Consider the following 16,938-nt stretch of genomic DNA (forward strand, 5'->3'; position numbering starts at 1 on the left):
CTCTCGTCCCCGAGTACGGCCGAAGGAGCTCACGTGCCCCACCGCACCTCCAGACGCACCCTCCTCACCGCCACCGCCGCGACCGCCGCAGCAGCCGTGACCGGCGCGGCCACCGCCCCCGGCGCCGTCGCCGCCCAGAGGTCCGCGAGCGGCGGCCACAGCGGCGGGCACCACACCTCAGCCGCCACCACCGAGCGACTCAAGCGGCTCATCTCCCGGATGAGCCTGGAGGAGAAGGTCGGCCAGCTCTTCGTGATGCGCGTGTACGGGCACTCCGCGACCGAGCCCGACCAGGCCGACATCGACGCCAACCTGGCCGAGATCGGGGTCCGTACGGCTGCCGAGATGATCGCCGAGTACCACGTCGGCGGGATCATCTACTTCGCCTGGGCGCACAACACCCGCGACCCGCACCAGATCGCCGACCTCTCCAACGGCATCCAGCGCGCCGGTCTCGCCGGCCCCACTCCCCTGCCGCTCCTCATCTCCACCGACCAGGAGCACGGCATCGTCTGCCGCGTCGGCGAGCCCGCCACCCTGATGCCGGGCGCGATGGCGCTGGGCGCGGGCGGTTCACGCTCGGACGCCCGCCGGGCAGGGCAGATCGCGGGCGCCGAACTGGCCGCGATCGGCATCAACCAGAACTACGCCCCGGACGCCGACGTCAACGTCAACCCGGCCAACCCGGTGATCGGCGTACGCTCCTTCGGCGCCGACCCCCAGTCCGTGGCCGGGATGGTCGCCGCCCAGGTGAAGGGGTATCAGAGCAGCGGGATCGCCTCGACGGCCAAGCACTTCCCGGGCCACGGCGACACCAGCACCGACAGCCACACCGGCCTGCCCGTCATCCTCCACACCCGGGAGCAGTGGGCCGAGCTGGACGAGCCGCCGTTCCGGGCCGCGATCGCCGCGGGCATCGACTCGATCATGACCGCGCACATCGTGGTCCCGGCGCTGGACCCGGCCGAGGACCCGGCGACGCTGTCCCGCCCGATCCTCACCGGCATCCTGCGCGAGGAGCTCGGTTACGACGGTGTCGTGGTGACCGACTCGCTCGGCATGGAGGGCGTGCGGACGAAGTACGGCGACGAGCGCGTACCCGTCCTGGCGCTTCAGGCGGGCGTCGACCAGCTGCTGAACCCGCCGAGCCTCGACGTCTCCTGGAACGCCGTGCTGGCGGCCGTGAAGAGCGGTGAGATCAGCGAGGCCAGGATCGAGGAATCGATCCTGCGCATCCTGCGGCTGAAGACGAAGCTCGGGCTGTTCGACGACCCGTTCGTCAGCCACAGGGGGGTGGACCGTACCGTCGGGACGCGGGCCCACCTCACCGCCGCCGACCGGATCGCCGAGCACACCACCACGCTGCTCGCCAACGACGGCGCGGTGCTGCCGCTCTCCCGCCGCTCCCACAAGAACCTCCTCGTGGTCGGCGCCGATCCGGCCTCCCCTTCCGGCACCACCGGACCGCCGACCACCACCCTGGCCGGCGCCTTCGGTGAACTGGGGTACGCGGCAACCGCGCTGTCCACCGGCACGGCCCCCAGCCGGGCGAAGATCGACGAGGCGGTGGCGGCCGCACAGGGCAAGGACGCGGTGATCGTGGGGACGTACAACGTCTCGGCGACCAGCTCGCAGCGCACCCTGGTGAGCGCACTCGCGGCGACCGGCATCCCGGTGATCACGGTCGCGATCCGCAATCCGTACGACATCGCCCGGCTGGCCGGGACCGGGTTCGCGGCGAACCTGGCCACGTACTCCTGGACCGATGTCGAACTGCGGGCCGCCGCCCGGGTGATCGCGGGCCGCGCGGAACCGGAGGGCACCCTGCCGGTGCCGGTGCAGCGCGCGGACGATCCGACACAGGTGCTGCACCCGGTCGGATACGGGCTGACGTACTGACCTGGTCGGTTCTGATCCGACCTGCTGGAACAAACCCTTTGAGGGGCTGTGCACACGCACAGCCCCTCAAAGACCGTTTACGGGCGCAGCCTGCGCTCGCTCGTCACGTCCCGCTTGTCGAGCTGTGCGTCGAACTTCGCGAGCGGCTTCGCCTTCGCCTGGCCCTCCTGCACGGCGGCCGGGGCGACGCCCGCCCAGCGCAGGATGGCCGCGGTGGCCTTCGCGTTGTCGTCGGCGGCGAGCCCGGCCACGTTGGAACCGTGGTTGCCCCCGGCCACGGTCATGACATAGCTGTCACGCGCGCCCGCGCCGAGCCGGAAGCGCTCCGCGCCCCACGGGTCGTTCTGCCCGTACACGTACAGCATGTGGTCGGCGTGGTGCTTGACCCAGCTGTCGACGTCGCGCATCACCGACGGCTGGAACTTCATCGGGATGGACCGCGGCACGAAGTTGCGCGGCGGCTGGTACCCGTACCGGCTCAGCTTGCCGAGCCAGGGCTGCTCGATGTCGGGCGAACCGAGCTGGGTGCCCGCCTGGTAGTAGTACGGGGTGTACGTGGCCAGGCCCTGGTCGGTGTAGAAGGAGAAGCCGGAGATCGAGTCGATCGAGTCCCAGATCGCCTGGTCGGGGGCGTTCTTGGCGTCGGCCGGGATGGTGTCGCAGTCGGACACCAGGCTGTACTGCCAGTAGGCCCAGACGTAGTCCATGACGACGGCCTCGTACGCCTTGTCGAGCGAGCCGACGGTGTCGAAGGTGTAGCCGTTCGCCGCGGCGTACTCCTGGTACTTCTTCTCCAGCGGCGCACGGCGGACCAGCGCCTCGCGCTGCACACCGTTCAGCTTGTCGCGGCACTCCTTGGTGCCGACGCCCTGGAAGAACCGGTCGTACGCCGAGTCCTCCTTGTTGACCACGTCGTTGGGCGCGACGTACGCGACGACGCCGTCCATGTCCTTGGGGTAGAAGCGCTCGAAGTACGTGGCGGTCATGCCGCCCTTGGAGCCCCCGGTGGCCAGCCAGTTCTTGGTGTAGATCTGCTTCAGCGCGGTGAAGACGCGGTGCTGGTCGCTGGCGGCCTGCCAGATGTCGAGCTTGGACCAGTCGGCGGGCGCCGGGCGGGAGGGGGTGAAGAAGCGGTACTCCAGGGAGACCTGGTTGCCGTCGACGATCCGGGTCGGCTCGGAGCGGCTGGGGTTCGTGGAGACGTTGTAGCCACTGGTGTAGAAGACCGTCGGGCGGGACGTGTCCTTGTGCAGCAGGGTGATGCGCTGCTGGAAGGTGCCCTTGGACGGGTGGCGGTGGTCGATCGGCTGGGTGTAGTTGAGGATGAAGTAGCGGTAGCCCGCGTAAGGCTTCTCCTCGATGAGACTCATTCCCGGGATGGCCAGGATGCGGTCCTTGATGTCCGTGCTCGTGCCGCTGTCACGGCCGGCCGTGTTCCGGAACGCGGTCGGTTCCGCGGCGGTGGCCGCCCCGGCCGAGGCGCCCGTCGCACTCACCGTGCCGATGAGCACCGCGAGCGACAGGAACCCTCTGAGCGCCTTGCGCATGCACCCTCCCCTTGATTCACAACAGACGTCGTGAACCTAGCGGGGCAACACCCGTGCCGCCAGACCCTGTTGGCACGGGAAAGGGCGATTCGCCGCCGTCAGCAGAGAATCCAGCCCGTGGAGCCGGACTTTCCCGAAATCGTGGCCGAGGCCCGGACGCAGCGGTTCAGCGCGTGGACCGTCACCGGGCCGGCCCGTCTGGTGTATTTGCCGCTGTCGACGACGGGGTTGCCACCGCGCGCCTGGATGCTCACGGACATCCGGCGGCGGGGGCCCGGCTTCTTCGCGACCGCGACGGCGCAGGCGTAGGAGCGGCTCTTGTAGACGCGCAGCTCGCCGGTCTCGAACCCGACCGTCTTCGCGGGGCGCCCGGCGCAGACCGTCGCAGCGTCGGCGCTGCCGGCACCGGTACCGCCGAGCACCAGACCGACGGCGGCCACCAGCGGCAGGACGAACAGGCTCACCAGCACCCGGTGCGGACGGCCGCGGCCGCCCCTGCCACCCCTGCCGGCCTCACCGCCCTCTCCCGCCTCGTCAGCCTCTCCGGCCTCTCCGGCTCTTCCGGTCCCTCTGATCACCAGCAGCCCCATCGCCTAATCGAACACTTACGCCCTCGCTCGGCACTTACGCATACATGCGTACGACGCAGTAGGCCATCCGGAGGTTGCATCGGGCGAGCTCGGCCTCCGGGGCAACCGAATCGACACAGCATCAATCCAAAGGGACATAGCCATACGAAAGGCAGGAACTGCCATGCTTCAGCTCCGCAACGCCCGCAGCCCCCACGCCCGGCGCCCCCACAGTCGGCGTGTCATCGGCCGGGCGCTCCTCGCCACCGCCCTCCTCACCGTCGTCGCCGCGGTCCCGGCCGCCGCGGCTGCCCCGCAGGCTCCGGTGGCCGCGGCGCCGGTGCGCAGCGAGGCCGGCACCCCGGCGTACCAGCAGGTCTCCCACTTCTACGGCGCCTACATCGACGCCGTCACGGCAAAGGGCGGTGGCAAACTCGCCACCGCCCTCAGGACCTTCTATCTGACGCCCCGTCTGCGCACCCAGCTGGCCGCCTGGGAGAAGCGCAACCATGCGAACGGTGTGCTGCGCGCCCAGAACGTCCCGCTCGCCTTCCGGGTCACCCCGGGCGACAGCGGCGCGGGCCACACCTGGTCGAAGGTGCGGCTCACCTGGAGCAACGGCAAGCACCCCACGTACTCGTATCTGACCGTGCGCTCGGATCTGCAGACCGGCAAGATCTCCGGCATCGACGGGTGAGCCGGTGGACGGGCCCTCCTCCTCACACCCCGGCGGGCTCGTCCTCCCCTATGAAGGTGCGCCACAGCACGGCGTAGTGCCCGTCCCTGGCGAGGAGTTCGTCGTGCGTGCCGTCCTCGACGACCCGGCCGTGGTCCATCACCACGACCCTGTCGGCGCGGGCGGCGGTGGTCAGCCGGTGGGCGACGACGAGGGTGGTGCGGCGGCCGGTGAGACGGTCGGTCGCCTGGTTGACCAGGGCCTCGCTGGCGAGGTCCAGGGAGGCGGTCGCCTCGTCGAGCAGCAGGACGTCCGGGTCGACGAGCTCGGCGCGGGCGAGCGCGATCAGCTGGCGCTGGCCGGCCGAGAGGTTGCGGCCCCGCTCGGCGACCTCGTGGAGATACCCGCCGTCCAGAGTGGCGATCATGTCGTGGGCGCCGACCGCCCGCGCCGCCGCCTCCACCTCGGCGTCGGTGGCCTCGGGTCGCCCGTAGGCGATGGCGTCACGGACCGTACCGGCGAAGAGGTACGCCTCCTGCGGTACGACTCCGAGCCGGTGCCGGTAGGCGGTGAGGTCGAGGCGGCGCAGATCGGCGCCGTCCGCCGTGACCCGGCCGCCCGTCGGGTCGTAGAACCGGGCGACGAGCTTGACGAGGGTGGACTTCCCCGCGCCGGTCTCACCGACGAACGCGACCGTCTGACCGGCCGGAATCCGCAGGTCGACCCCCATCAGGGCCTCCTCGGCGTCGTCGCCGCGGCCGTAGGCGAAGGACACGTCCTCGAAGGCGATCTCACCGCGCAGCGACAGCACGTCCAGGGGTGCTTCGTCGGCGTCGGTGGAGGTCGGCTCCCGCAGGAGTTCCTGGATGCGGCCGAGGGAGACGGTGGCCTGCTGGTAGCCGTCGAAGACCTGGGAGAGCTGCTGCACGGGCGCGAAGAACAGGTCGATGTAGAGCAGATACGCGACGAGCGCACCGGTGGTGAGCGTGCCGTTGTCGATCCGGCCCGCGCCGACGATCAGTACGGCGGCCGCGGCCACCGACGACAGCAACTGCACGAACGGGAAGTAGACCGAGATCAGCCACTGCCCCCGGACCCGGGCCTCGCGGTAGTGGTCGCTGCGGCCGGCGAACCGGTCCGCACCGTCGCGCTCGCGGCGGAACGCCTGCACGATCCGGAGCCCGGAGACGGACTCCTGGAGGTCGGCGTTGACGACGCTGATGCGTTCCCGGGCCAGCTCGTAGGCCTTGACGCTCCTGCGGCGGAAGAAGAACGTACCGATGACCAGCACCGGCAGCGTCGCGAAGACGACGAGGGCCAGCTGCACGTCGAGGACCAGCAGCGCGATCATGATGCCGAAGAAGGTGACGACGGAGACGAAGGCCGTGACCAGACCGGTCTGCAGGAACGTCGACAGCGCGTCCACGTCCGTCGTCATCCGGGTCATGATGCGGCCGGTCAGCTCGCGCTCGTAGTAGTCGAGGCCGAGCCGCTGGAGCTGCGCGAAGATCTTCAGCCGCAGTGAGTACAGCACCCGTTCGCCGGTGCGGCCCGTCATCCGGGTCTCGCCGATCTGGGCCGCCCACTGCACGAGCACGACCACCAGGGCCAGCGCGGAGGCCGCCCAGACGGCGCCGTACGCGACCTGCGAGACGCCCTGGTCGATGCCGTGCCGGATCATCACCGGCAGCAGCAGCCCGGCGCCCGCGTCCACCGCCACCAGAGCCAGGCTCACCAGGAGCGGCGGCCCGAAGCCGCGCAGCAGCCTGCGCAGCCCGTACGACTCCTCGGCGCGGACGGCGCGGGCCTCGTCGATGTCGGGGGTGTCGGTGGCGGGCGGCAGCGCCTCGACCTGGGCGAGCAGCTCGGGCGTGGCGGGCATGCCGGCCGCGTCGGTGTCGCGGGGCTCCTCCTTGCGGACCCACAGCCCGGGGCTGATGCCGCGCTCGGCGTCGAAATCGGCCTCCAGCTCCTCCTGGAACGCGCGGTCGTCCTCGGGTGCCATGTCGGCCACGACCGGCCGGTGTCCGGGCGAGGTGCCGCCCAGCTCGTCCGGGTCGGTGAGCAGCCGCCGGTAGAGCGGGGAGCGGCGCTCCAGCTCCTCGTGCGTACCGATGTCGGCGAGCCTGCCGTGTTCCAGGACGGCGATCCGGTCGGCGAGGCCGAGGGTGGAGCGGCGGTGGGCGATCAGGAGGGTCGTCCGCCCGGCCATGACCTGCCGCAGGGCCTCGTGGATCTCGTGCTCGACGCGGGCGTCGACGGCGGAGGTGGCGTCGTCCAGCAGGAGCAGCCGGGGGTCGGTGAGGATGGCGCGGGCGAGCGCGACGCGCTGGCGCTGGCCGCCGGAGAGGGTGAGCCCGTGCTCGCCGACCTTGGTGTCGTAGCCCTCGGGCAGCTCCGCGATGAACCGGTCGGCCTGGGCGGCCCTGGCGGCTTCCTCGATCTGTTCCTCGGTGGCGTCCGGGAATCCGTAGGCGATGTTGGCGCGGACGGTGTCGGAGAAGAGGAAGCTGTCCTCCGGCACGAGGCCGATGGCGGCGCGCAGGGACTGCTGGGTCAGCTCGCGGACGTCGTGCCCGCCGACCAGGACGGCTCCGTGCGTCACGTCGTAGAAGCGGGGCAGCAGCAGCGAGACGGTGGACTTCCCGCTGCCGGACGCGCCGACGACGGCGACGGTCTCACCGGGCTCGATGGTCAGCGAGAACCCGTCCAGGACGGGGCGGTCCGCGTCGTAGCCGAACCGTACGTCGTCGAACTCGACGCTCGCGGGGGCGTCGGCCGGGAGTTCCTTGGTGCCGTCCTTCATGGCCGGCTCCGTGTCGATCAGCTCCAGTACGCGCTCGACGCCGGCCCGGGCCTGCTGGCCGACGGTCAGGACCATGGCGAGCATCCGGACCGGGCCGACGAGCTGGGCGAGGTAGGCGGAGAACGCGACGAACGTGCCGAGGGTGATCTCGCCCCGGGTGGCGAGCCAGCCGCCGAGGGCCAGCATCGCGACCTGGCCGAGCGTGGGGACGGCCTGGAGGGCGGGGGTGTAGCGGGAGTTCAGCCGGATCGTGCGCAGCCGTCCGGCGAACAGCTTCCGCCCGACCTCGCGCAGCTTGCCGGTCTCCTGCTCCTCCTGCCCGAACCCCTTGACGACCCGGACCCCGGAGACGGCCCCGTCGACGACTCCGGCGACGGCGGCGGCCTGCCCCTGGGCGTACCAGGTGGCGGGGAAGAGCCGGGAGCGGGAGCGGCGGGCGATGAACCAGAGGGCGGGGGCGACGGCGACCGCGACGAGGGTGAGCAGCGGCGAGAGCCACGCCATGATCACCAGGGAGATGAGGAAGAGCAGTACGTTCCCGATGGTCATCGGGAGCATGAAAAGGAGCCCCTGGATCAGCTGGAGGTCGCTGGTGGCGCGCCCGACGACCTGCCCGGTGGACAGCTCGTCCTGCCGTTTCCCGTCGAGGCGGGTGATCGTCCCGTACATCTCGGTGCGCAGGTCGTGCTGTACGTCGAGGGCGAGCCGGCCGCCGTAGTAGCGGCGGATGTACGTGGATACGTACACGAGCACGGCGGCGACGATCAGGAGCCCGGTCCAGACGGCGAGGGACCGCGTGTGGTTCCCCACGACGTCGTCGATGATCACCTTGGTGATCAGCGGGACGAGGGCCATCACCGCCATGCCCGCGAGCGACGAGCCGAGCGCCAGCAGCACGTTGAGCCGGTAGCGCCATGCGTAACCACCCAGCCGCCGGGCCCACCCCTGGCCCTGCGCCGCGCGCTCCGCGTCCCCTGCGTCCGTCACCGGTGCCTCCCGTTCGACCTGCTCTACCGGAAGGCACCAACGCGGTGGGCAGCGGATTTCATCCCGCCGTCACAAAGACGGGGCCTGCGGCGTAGGCCGGTCCGACATCGGCCCTAGGCACACTCACCCGTACGGGCGAATGCATGGCAAACTCGCGCGTTATACACTGAGGGAACTATACGTTCCGACATATGGATAGTGGCTACACGATCGAGATCGAACCCGAGGTTCGGCTGTGGTTGATGAATCTGCGCGGCGACGACTACCTCGCAGTCGAGCACATCACCGACCTGCTGCGGGCACGGCCGACCACGCTCGGCGAACCGTACTCCCGGTATCTCGGCGACGGCGTTCGGGAACTGCGATTCCACCTGGGCTGCAATCGGGAAGCCACGAGGATTCCCTACTGGCTCGCACCCGGCCGGAGGATCGTTCTGCTCACCGTCTTCCGCAAGACCCGGCAGCGGGAGAGCACGGAAGTGGCACGGGCCAGGCGCACCAAAGCACTATGCGAGGCCGAGCACGAAGCGGCACACGATGTGTACACACGCGATGTGGATGCGGAGAGGAAGGACCGGTAATGGTCAGCCACGCACACTGGAAGATCGCCCGCGACAAGAAGGTCGCCCAGGAAATCGCCGAAGATCCCGATGTGGAGAAACGCCGCGAGGAGATCCGGCTCCGCTACGACCTCGGACAGGCCGTGTACGACCGTCGCACCGAGGCCGGGCTCTCGCAGACCGAGCTGGCCAGACGCGCCAGGATGACCCAGCCGCAGGTGTCAAAGCTTGAGCTGGGCGGCACACTGCCGACAGTCGCGCTGCTGGCCCGCCTGGCGCGGGCCATGGACTCCACGTTCAGCATGGAGCTCGACGGCGACACGATGCGGGTGGCGTTCACCGCCCATGCGGGCTCCGGGGCGGCTTCGGAGGCGGCTCCCGGCGCGGAGGCGGATGCCGATGCGCAGGCGGTCGGCGGCTGACCGGGGCCGGGCCCTCTACGGCTCCGGCCCCGTCAGGTCACGGCCGCGGCGTCGCGGTGAGCATCCGTACCGCCGGAGCCTCCGGCACCGCGGGCACCGCTTCCTGCGGGGCGGCGGGCGGGGCGATGGTCGTCGCCGCGGCGGCGACCGGGTTGAGGTCCTTGTGCACGGCACGGGCGACGGCCTGAATGGTGTTGATGCCGTCGTTCATCGTCTTGTTGTCCTGGGTGAGCACGGTGATCGCGTAGTCGTGCCCCTTGCCCGTGAAGGCGCCGATGCTGTGCACCCGCCAGCCGTGGGTGGCTCGCGGCAGCCAGCCGTTCTTGACCTGGCCGGTCACCCCGGACGGCGCACCGGCGGGCGTGCCCCAGCGCTGGGAGGAGACGACCTTGCGCATCAGGCCCAGCTCGTACGCCCGCGCGTTGTCGCTCAGCACGGAGTTCCTGGCGGTCAGCAGGGTCAGCAGCCGCAGCTCGTCCTGGGCGGTGATCTGGGTCAGCCCCCAGTAACCACCGGAGCCGGGCACGGTGTGCGTCATCCCGGCGGCCTTCAGGAACGCCTTGACCTTGGTCGCTCCGAGCTGCTTCCACAGGCTGGTGGTCGCGTTGTTGTCGGACTTGGTGATCATGGCGGTGGCGAGGTTGATCTCGCGCTGGGTGAAATAGCGGTTGTGCTTCTTGTTGTCCCAGAGCAGCGTCGCCAGCACGGTCGCCTTCACGACGCTGGCGGAGTCGTACTTCGTCGTCGCCCGCAGGGTGCAGTTCGTCCCGGTGGTCCGGTCGTAGAGCGCCACGGCCGTCGTCGACTTCCGCCCCTTGAGCGCGGCGGCGATGTCCTTCGACAACTTGGCGGCCAGCCCCGCCCTGCCGGAGGTGCAGCTCACGGCCGGCGTCGCGGCGGAAGCGGGCGCGGCGCCGAGCGCCACGGGCGCGAGCACGCCTGCGGCGAGCGCGACGGAGAGCGCGGCCTGCGCGCGGCGGGATATACGAGGCTGTTCGTTCATGCGGTCGGCCCCTTCGAGCTGTCAGTGCATCTGTCATTAACGACTCCCGACCGGCCGAAAAGTTGCGCGTCCGAACTGTGCGGTTCGTCACCGTCTCCGCCCGGGTATCGATGGCCCGGTACGGTCCGGCACGGGATCGAGGGGGAGAACGATGACGAGCGATCAGCCGGTGCGGCACCCGGAGGCGTACCGCTGCGGCCGGCTCTACGCCGCGGTCGCGGCCCTGCAGAGGCTCGCGGAGAACGAGCACCACAGGCTGGGGCGGCCGGAGTTCGTGGCGAGGGCGGCAGCACAGCCGGAGAAAAACCTCAGACCGTATCTGCGGGAGGTCGGCCACTACTTGGTACAGGCGCGGATCCGCGGCCGGAGAGCGGCGGCCGACCCGGTCTTCCGTTCGCTGCCCGACTTCCTGCCACCGGACAGTGACGTACCCAACAGCCTGAACCCCGATCAGCAGGTGGACTTCCACCGGGGCCGGGAGGCCCAGGCGGCGCTCATCGCGAAGGAACACCCGCCGAAGAGATGAGCCCGCCCGCGCACCCGGGGCGACCGGATACGCGGGCGGGCAGCGGGCGGACGCCCCGCAGACGCGTCACAGATATCGACATCTCACAGATGCGTCGGCTCGAACATCCTCAGCAGGGCCGGGAGCACGACCACCGAAGGGCCCGGCTCGGCGAAGGACTTCGCCAGGTCGTCGGCGAGCGTCTCGGGGGTCGTACGGACGGCAGGCACGCCGAAGGACTCGGCGAGGGCGACGAAGTCGGGGCGGGAGAGCTCCGTCGCCGTGGTCTCGCCGAAGGCATCGGTCATGTACTCGCGCAGGATGCCGTAGCCGCCGTCGTCGACGATCAGCCAGGTGACCGGCAGGTCGTACTGGCGGGCCGTGGCCAGCTCCGCGATCGAGTACATCGCACCGCCGTCGCCGGAGACCGCCAGGACCGGCTTCGTACGGTCGGCCGCCGCCGCACCGAGCGCGGCCGGGAAGCCGTAGCCGAGGCCGCCCGCGCCCTGGGCCGAGTGCATCGTGTTCGGGTGGCGGGCGTCGAAGGCGGACCAGGCCCAGTAGGCGAGGATCGTCATGTCCCAGAAGCTGGGGGACGTGTCGGGCAGCGCCCGGCGGACCGAGGCGACGAGTTGCTGTTCCAGGGTGAGTCCCTGGCCGGCGATCCGGGCCCGTACCGCTTCGAGGACCGTACGGACACGGTCCGGCGCCGACGGGTCCTCGCGACGGCCGACCGCGTCGATGAGGTCGGAGAGGGCCTCGCGGGCGTCGGCGTGGATGCCGAGTGCGGGGTGGTTGGACTCCAGCTTGCCCGCGTCGGCCTCGATCTGGATGACCCGGCCGCGCGGGGCGAACGTGTAGTAGTTCGAGGAGAGTTCGCCGAGCCCTGAGCCGACGACCAGCAGCACGTCGGCGGACTCCAGGAACTCCGTCGTGTACCGGTCCTCCAGCCAGGACTGGAGCGAGAGCGGGTGCTCCCACGGGAAGGCGCCCTTGCCGCCGAAGGTGGTGACGACGGGTGCGTCGATCTTCTCCGCGAGCGCGAGCAGCTTGCCGGACGCGTCGGAGCGTACGACTCCGCCGCCCGCGATGATCGCCGGACGCTCGGCCTTCGACAGCAGGTCGGCCGCCACGGCGGTCAGTTCCGGGCGGGGGTGAAGCGCGCGCGGGGTGGCGTCCATCGCCGTGACGACGGGCAGGGTGGTCTCGGCCAGGAGCACGTCCTGCGGGATCTCGATCCAGACCGGGCCGTGCGGGGCGGTCAGCGCGGACTCCCAGGCGGCGGCGATCGCGGACGGGATCTGCGACGCCGTACGGACGGTGTGGACGGACTTCACGATGTCGCGGAACGACGTCTTCTGGTCCCGGAGCTCATGCAGGTAGCCGTGACGTCCGCCGCCGAGGCCCGCCGTCGGGATCTGGCTGGAGATGGCCAGCACGGGCGCCGAGGCGGCCGCCGCCTCCTGGAGGGCTGCGAGGGAGGTGAGGGCCCCGGGGCCGGTGGAGAGCAGCAGTGGGGCGACCTCGCCGGTGATCCGGCCGTAGGCGTCGGCGGCGAAGCCCGCGTTGTTCTCGACGCGCAGGCCGACGTACGTCAGGGACGAGCGGCGCAGCGCGTCGAACACGCCCAGCGCGTGCTGACCGGGCAGGCCGAAGACGGTGGTCGCGCCGAGGCCCTGGAGGGTCTCGACGACGAGGTCGCCGCCGTTGCGTCCGGCCGGGGGGTTCAGCGCGGCCGCGATCTGCCCGGGGGTGAGCGGCGGCCGCTCGTCGTGGTGGTCGTGGCTCACTTCGTACGGCCCTCTGCGATCTGGCGGGACATGATCGTGGTCAGTTCGTACGCAGTGTGGGAGGCGGCGACGGAGGTGATCTCGGCGTGGTCGTACGCGGGGGCGACCTCGACCAGGTCGGCGGAGACCAGATGGCAGGAGGACAGCCCGCGGACGATCTCCAGGAGCTCGCGGGAGGTGAGCCCGCCCGCCTCGGGGGTGCCGGTGCCGGGGGCGTGCGCCGGGTCGAGCACATCGATGTCGATGGAGATGTACAGCGGCCGGTCGCCGATGCGCTGGCGCAGCTGGTCGGCGATCTCGTCGACGCCGCGGCGCATGACGTCGGCGGAGGTGACGATGCCGAAGCCCATCTTCGCGTCGTCGTCCAGGTCCTGCTTGCCGTAGAGCGGGCCGCGCGTACCGACGTGGGAGAGCGCGGACGTGTCGAGGATGCCCTCCTCGACGGCACGGCGGAACGGGGTGCCGTGGGTGTACTCGGCGCCGAAGTAGGTGTCCCAGGTGTCGAGGTGGGCGTCGAAGTGGAGCAGGGCGACCGGGCCGTGCTTCTTCGCGACGGAACGCAGCAGCGGCAGCGCGATGGTGTGGTCGCCGCCGAGCGTCATCAGACGGGCGCCGGTACCGAGCAGATCGTCGGCCGCGGCCTCGATCGTCTCGACGGCCTCGTTGATGTCGAACGGGTTCGCGGCGATGTCACCGGCGTCGGCGACCTGCGCGAGGGCGAACGGCGAGGCGTCCTGCGCCGGGTTGTACGGGCGCAGCAGACGCGACGCCTCGCGGATCGCGTTGCCGCCGAAGCGGGCGCCGGGGCGGTAGGAGACACCCGTGTCGAAGGGCACGCCGACGACGGCGACATCGGCGGTGCCGACCTCGTCGAGGCGGGGCAGCCGGGCGAACGTCGCGGGTCCGGCGTACCTCGGGACGCGGGAGGAGTCGATCGGACCGCGCGGCGTTTCGTTGCTGCTCATGGGGGGTGCCTTTCCTTCGGGTTTCGTACGTTGTTCAGTGTGCGGGGTGCGGCGGGGTGCGCGGGGCACCATCAAGCCCGTCCGGCGATCGAGGACAGAGCCTCACGCGGTGACCGGCTCCGGGACGGCCTCGCCGGCCTCCGGCCCCGTACCCCGCCCCGCCAACCGCTCGCGCCAGGCGACCAGCACCGCCTCATCGGTCGGCTTCGTCACCAGGGAGACGATCACGTACACCGCGAGCGAGGCGAGCAGCCCGTAGTAGATGGGTTCGTTGGCAAGGATTCCGTACCTCGCCATCAGGCCGATCACGGCGACGCCACCGACGGCCACGGCGGCCAGCGCACCGGCCGCCGTGCCGCGGCGCCACAGCAGCCCGCCGAGGATCGGCACCAGCAGCCCGCCGACGAGCAGGTTGTACGCGACGGTCAGGGCCTCGACCACGTTGTTGAGCACGATGGCGATGGCGATGACGGCGACGCCCATGATGAGGATGAAGGCGCGGTTGCCCTTCACCTCGTCGTGCTCCTCACCGCCGCGCGACACGACGCCCCGCAGCCGGGACCAGATGTCGTTGTTGGCGACGGTGGCGCAGGCGATCAGCGCGCCGGAGGACGTGGACATCACCGCGGCCAGCGCGGCGGCCAGGACCAGCCCTCGTACGCCCACCGGCAGCTCGTCCTTGACGATGGTCGCGAACGCGGCGTCCGCGCTGGGCAGCTTCGGGTACATGACCTTGGCGGCGGTGCCGATGACGGCGCCGGCGATCGCGTACACCAGACAGTACGTACCGGCGACCGTGCCGCCCCAGCGAGCCGTCCGGTCGCTCTTCGCGGTGAACACGCGCTGCCAGATGTCCTGGCCGATGAGCATGCCGAAGGTGTAGATCAGCACGTACGTGAAGATCGTCTCGCCGCCGATGCCCAGCGGGTCGAAGTACTCGGTGGGCAGCTTGGCCTTCATCTCGCTGAAGCCGCCCGCCTTGATCACCGCGATGGGGAGCAGGAGCAGCAGCACACCGATGGTCTTGACGACGAACTGCACCATGTCGGTGAGCGTGATCGACCACATGCCGCCGAGCGTCGAGTACGCGACGACGATGGCGCCGCCCAGGATGATCGCGACGGTCCGGTTCATGTCGAAGAGGACGTCGAAGATGGTTGCGTACGCGATGGTCGAGGTGACCGCGAGCATCAGCGTGTACGCCCACATGACGACACCGGAGATGAGCCCGGCCCGGCCGCCGTAGCGCAGGTCGAGCATCTCGGAGACGGTGTAGACCTTCAGCCGTGCGATGCGCGCCGAGAAGAAGACGGACAGGGCCAGCAGTCCGAGGCCGATGGTGAAGACCATCCAGGCGCCGGAGAGCCCGTACTGGTAGCCGAGGCCGACGCCGCCGATGGTGGAGGCGCCGCCGAGGACGATGGCGGCCATAGTGCCGGAGTACATCCAGGGGCCGAGACGGCGTCCGGCCACCAGGAATTCACTCTTGGACTTGGCGCGGCGCATGCCCCACCAGCCCATGGCGAGCATGCCGGCCAGATACACGATGATCACCGCGTAGTCGACAGCCATGGGCTTCCTCCGCTTCAGTCGTGTGCGCTCGTCGTACGTGGTGAAGACGGTAGGTGGCCCACAGGCGGCGCTGAAGTGTACGTTTCATCCATAATCGAAGCCACCGATGGATGGACCGTCCATGCCGGAACCCCAGGCGGCACCCGTCCCGCCCCCTCCTGCTCCCGCTCCTCCCACTCCCCCGATCCCGCTCACGGAGCTGCTCGCCCGTGAGGAGCTCGGGCTGCGCCGGATCGCGGGTCCGGCCGAGGCGGAGCTGCTGTGGGTGCACACCTCGGAGATGGCCGATCCGTATCCGTACCTGCTCGGCGGTGAGCTGCTGCTGAGCGCGGGGGTGCTGCTCAAGGACCCGGACGCGTATGTGGCCCGGCTGGTGGAGGCGGGGGCGGCGGCGCTGGGTTTCGGGGTGGCGCCGGTGTTCGACACGGTGCCGCAGGCGTTGATCGAGGCGTGCGACCGGCACGGCCTGCCGCTGGTGGAGGTGCCGCCCGAGACCCCGTTCACGGCGATCGCCCGGGCGGTGTGGCGGCTGATGGCCGAGGCACGGCTTCGCGAACTGCGCCGGGTGACCCGGGCGCAGCAGGCCCTGGCCACGGCGGCGGCCCGGCCGGACCCGATCCCCGCGGTGCTGCATCAGCTGGCGGCGCAGCTGGAGGGCCGGGCGGTGCTGCTGTCCGCGGACGGGGAGGAGCTGCACGCGGCGGGCCGCCGCCCGGCCCCCGGGTCCGCGGTGGCGCTGGCCCGGCTCACCCGGGTGGTCTCTGCGGTGACGCGCCCCGCCCCGACGTCGGCCACCGATACGTTGCGGGACGCGCACCTGTCCGCGTACGCGCTGGGCGGCGGCCAGGGTCTGGTCCTGGCCCTGGCGACGGACCGGCGCGAGGCGGGCGACCACACGATCGCGGGGGTGGCGGTCGTCCTGCTCTCGCTCCTGGCCGCCCCGCATCAGGGCGCGGACGCGGCGGGCCGGTCGGCAGCCCTCGTACGGATGCTGCTGGGCGCGGACGCGCAGGATGTCGCACCGCTGCTCGGTGGCGGCGAGCGGTGGACGGTGGTGCACGCGCGCCGCAGCGGTGAGGGCCCGGTGGACCCGCTCACGGCGGGCGCCCTGGGCGCCGCCCTCGGCTCGGCCCTGGTGGACGCGGGCCGGGGCGGTGACGCCGTCAGGGTGCTGGTCCCCGGCGGCGACCGGATCACCCCGCAGCCCGGCTGGACCCTCGGCGCCTCCGCCCCCGCGCCCATCACGGCCCTCGACCTCGCCGACGGCCAGGCGTCCCGCGCCCTGGGCCGCGCCGTGGCCACCCGCACCCCGCTGGCCCACCACCACACCGACACCGGGGCGGGCCTGGCCGCCCTGATCCCCCCGGACCAGGCCGAGGCCCACGCCCGCGCCCTCCTCGCCCCGCTCACCGAGCCCCTCACCGAGACCCTGCGCTGCTGGCTCAGCCTGCACGGCAGCTGGGACCGCACGGCGACGGCCCTCCAGGTCCACCGCAACACGGTCCGCCAGCGCATCACCCGCTGCGCGGCGCTGCTGAACGCGGACCTGGACGACATGGACGTACGGACGGAGCTGTGGTTCGCACTGCGGCAGCGGTGAACGACCGTCACCGCCGGGGCACCCGACGCCTCGTCAC

The 16,938-nt window shown here is 71.2% G+C and carries 13 protein-coding genes; 6 read left to right on the forward strand and 7 right to left on the reverse strand.

The genetic code is table 11. The features are described 5' to 3' along the window. The first annotated feature begins 33 nt into the window (after window positions 1–33). Window positions 34–1,899 carry a glycoside hydrolase family 3 protein gene (locus OG507_RS13915; RefSeq protein ID WP_327367508.1) on the forward strand — a complete coding sequence of 622 codons (1,866 nt, stop codon included), beginning with the start codon at window positions 34–36 and terminating at the stop codon, window positions 1,897–1,899. Window positions 1,900–1,976: 77 nt separating this feature from the next. On the opposite strand, the gene OG507_RS13920 is transcribed toward OG507_RS13915, so the two are convergent. Together OG507_RS13920 and OG507_RS13925 are read right to left on the reverse strand one after the other, a co-directional pair. Next, entirely contained in the window at window positions 1,977–3,446 is a 1,470-nt protein-coding gene (locus tag OG507_RS13920) for a S28 family serine protease (RefSeq protein ID WP_327367509.1), read from the reverse strand. 98 nt (window positions 3,447–3,544) lie between these two features. Next, window positions 3,545–4,036 carry a hypothetical protein gene (locus OG507_RS13925; RefSeq protein ID WP_327367510.1) on the reverse strand — a complete coding sequence of 164 codons (492 nt, stop codon included), beginning with the start codon at window positions 4,034–4,036 and terminating at the stop codon, window positions 3,545–3,547. Between the two features lie 163 nt (window positions 4,037–4,199). Here OG507_RS13925 and OG507_RS13930 point away from each other — a divergent pair, with 163 nt between their 5' ends. Beyond that, a complete protein-coding gene (locus tag OG507_RS13930) occupies window positions 4,200–4,712 on the forward strand; it encodes a hypothetical protein (RefSeq protein WP_327367511.1) in 513 nt (170 codons plus the stop codon). A 22-nt stretch (window positions 4,713–4,734) separates the two neighbouring features. On the opposite strand, the gene OG507_RS13935 is transcribed toward OG507_RS13930, so the two are convergent. Then, window positions 4,735–8,484, reverse strand: a complete 3,750-nt coding sequence (locus OG507_RS13935; protein WP_327367512.1) for an ABC transporter ATP-binding protein — start codon at window positions 8,482–8,484, stop codon at window positions 4,735–4,737. Between the two features lie 191 nt (window positions 8,485–8,675). Between OG507_RS13935 and OG507_RS13940 the strand changes: the two genes are divergently transcribed. Both OG507_RS13940 and OG507_RS13945 read left to right on the forward strand, forming a co-directional pair. Next, the gene (locus OG507_RS13940) at window positions 8,676–9,065 is read left to right on the forward strand and encodes a type II toxin-antitoxin system RelE/ParE family toxin (protein ID WP_327367513.1); all 390 of its coding nucleotides are present in this window, start codon (window positions 8,676–8,678) and stop codon (window positions 9,063–9,065) included. Then, a complete protein-coding gene (locus tag OG507_RS13945) occupies window positions 9,065–9,466 on the forward strand; it encodes a helix-turn-helix domain-containing protein (RefSeq protein ID WP_327367514.1) in 402 nt (133 codons plus the stop codon). Before OG507_RS13940 ends, OG507_RS13945 begins: the two co-directional genes overlap by 1 nt. 37 nt (window positions 9,467–9,503) lie before the next feature. Here the strand turns inward: OG507_RS13945 and OG507_RS13950 are convergent, their stop codons facing one another. Next, window positions 9,504–10,469, reverse strand: coding sequence for a serine hydrolase (locus tag OG507_RS13950; RefSeq protein ID WP_327367515.1), 966 nt, complete (start codon window positions 10,467–10,469; stop codon window positions 9,504–9,506). A 151-nt stretch (window positions 10,470–10,620) separates the two neighbouring features. Between OG507_RS13950 and OG507_RS13955 the strand changes: the two genes are divergently transcribed. Next, entirely contained in the window at window positions 10,621–10,995 is a 375-nt protein-coding gene (locus OG507_RS13955) for a hypothetical protein (protein WP_327367516.1), read from the forward strand. Between the two features lie 83 nt (window positions 10,996–11,078). Here OG507_RS13955 and OG507_RS13960 read toward each other — a convergent pair whose 3' ends face one another. The 3 genes from OG507_RS13960 to OG507_RS13970 form a co-directional block, all read right to left on the reverse strand. Further along, window positions 11,079–12,764 (reverse strand): thiamine pyrophosphate-binding protein, encoded by a 1,686-nt coding sequence (locus OG507_RS13960; RefSeq protein ID WP_327367517.1) that lies wholly within the window; start codon window positions 12,762–12,764, stop codon window positions 11,079–11,081. Beyond that, the gene (gene speB / locus OG507_RS13965) at window positions 12,761–13,729 is read right to left on the reverse strand and encodes an agmatinase (RefSeq protein WP_327367518.1); all 969 of its coding nucleotides are present in this window, start codon (window positions 13,727–13,729) and stop codon (window positions 12,761–12,763) included. Before speB ends, OG507_RS13960 begins: the two co-directional genes overlap by 4 nt. A gap of 102 nt (window positions 13,730–13,831) precedes the next feature. Next, window positions 13,832–15,301 (reverse strand): sodium:solute symporter, encoded by a 1,470-nt coding sequence (locus tag OG507_RS13970; protein ID WP_327367519.1) that lies wholly within the window; start codon window positions 15,299–15,301, stop codon window positions 13,832–13,834. Window positions 15,302–15,407: 106 nt separating this feature from the next. Between OG507_RS13970 and OG507_RS13975 the strand changes: the two genes are divergently transcribed. Beyond that, window positions 15,408–16,901 (forward strand): PucR family transcriptional regulator, encoded by a 1,494-nt coding sequence (locus tag OG507_RS13975; RefSeq protein ID WP_442810979.1) that lies wholly within the window; start codon window positions 15,408–15,410, stop codon window positions 16,899–16,901. Window positions 16,902–16,938: the final 37 nt, after the last annotated feature.

Origin of the sequence: Streptomyces sp. NBC_01217 (genome assembly GCF_035994185.1) — a bacterium.
Lineage (GTDB): Bacteria > Actinomycetota > Actinomycetes > Streptomycetales > Streptomycetaceae > Streptomyces.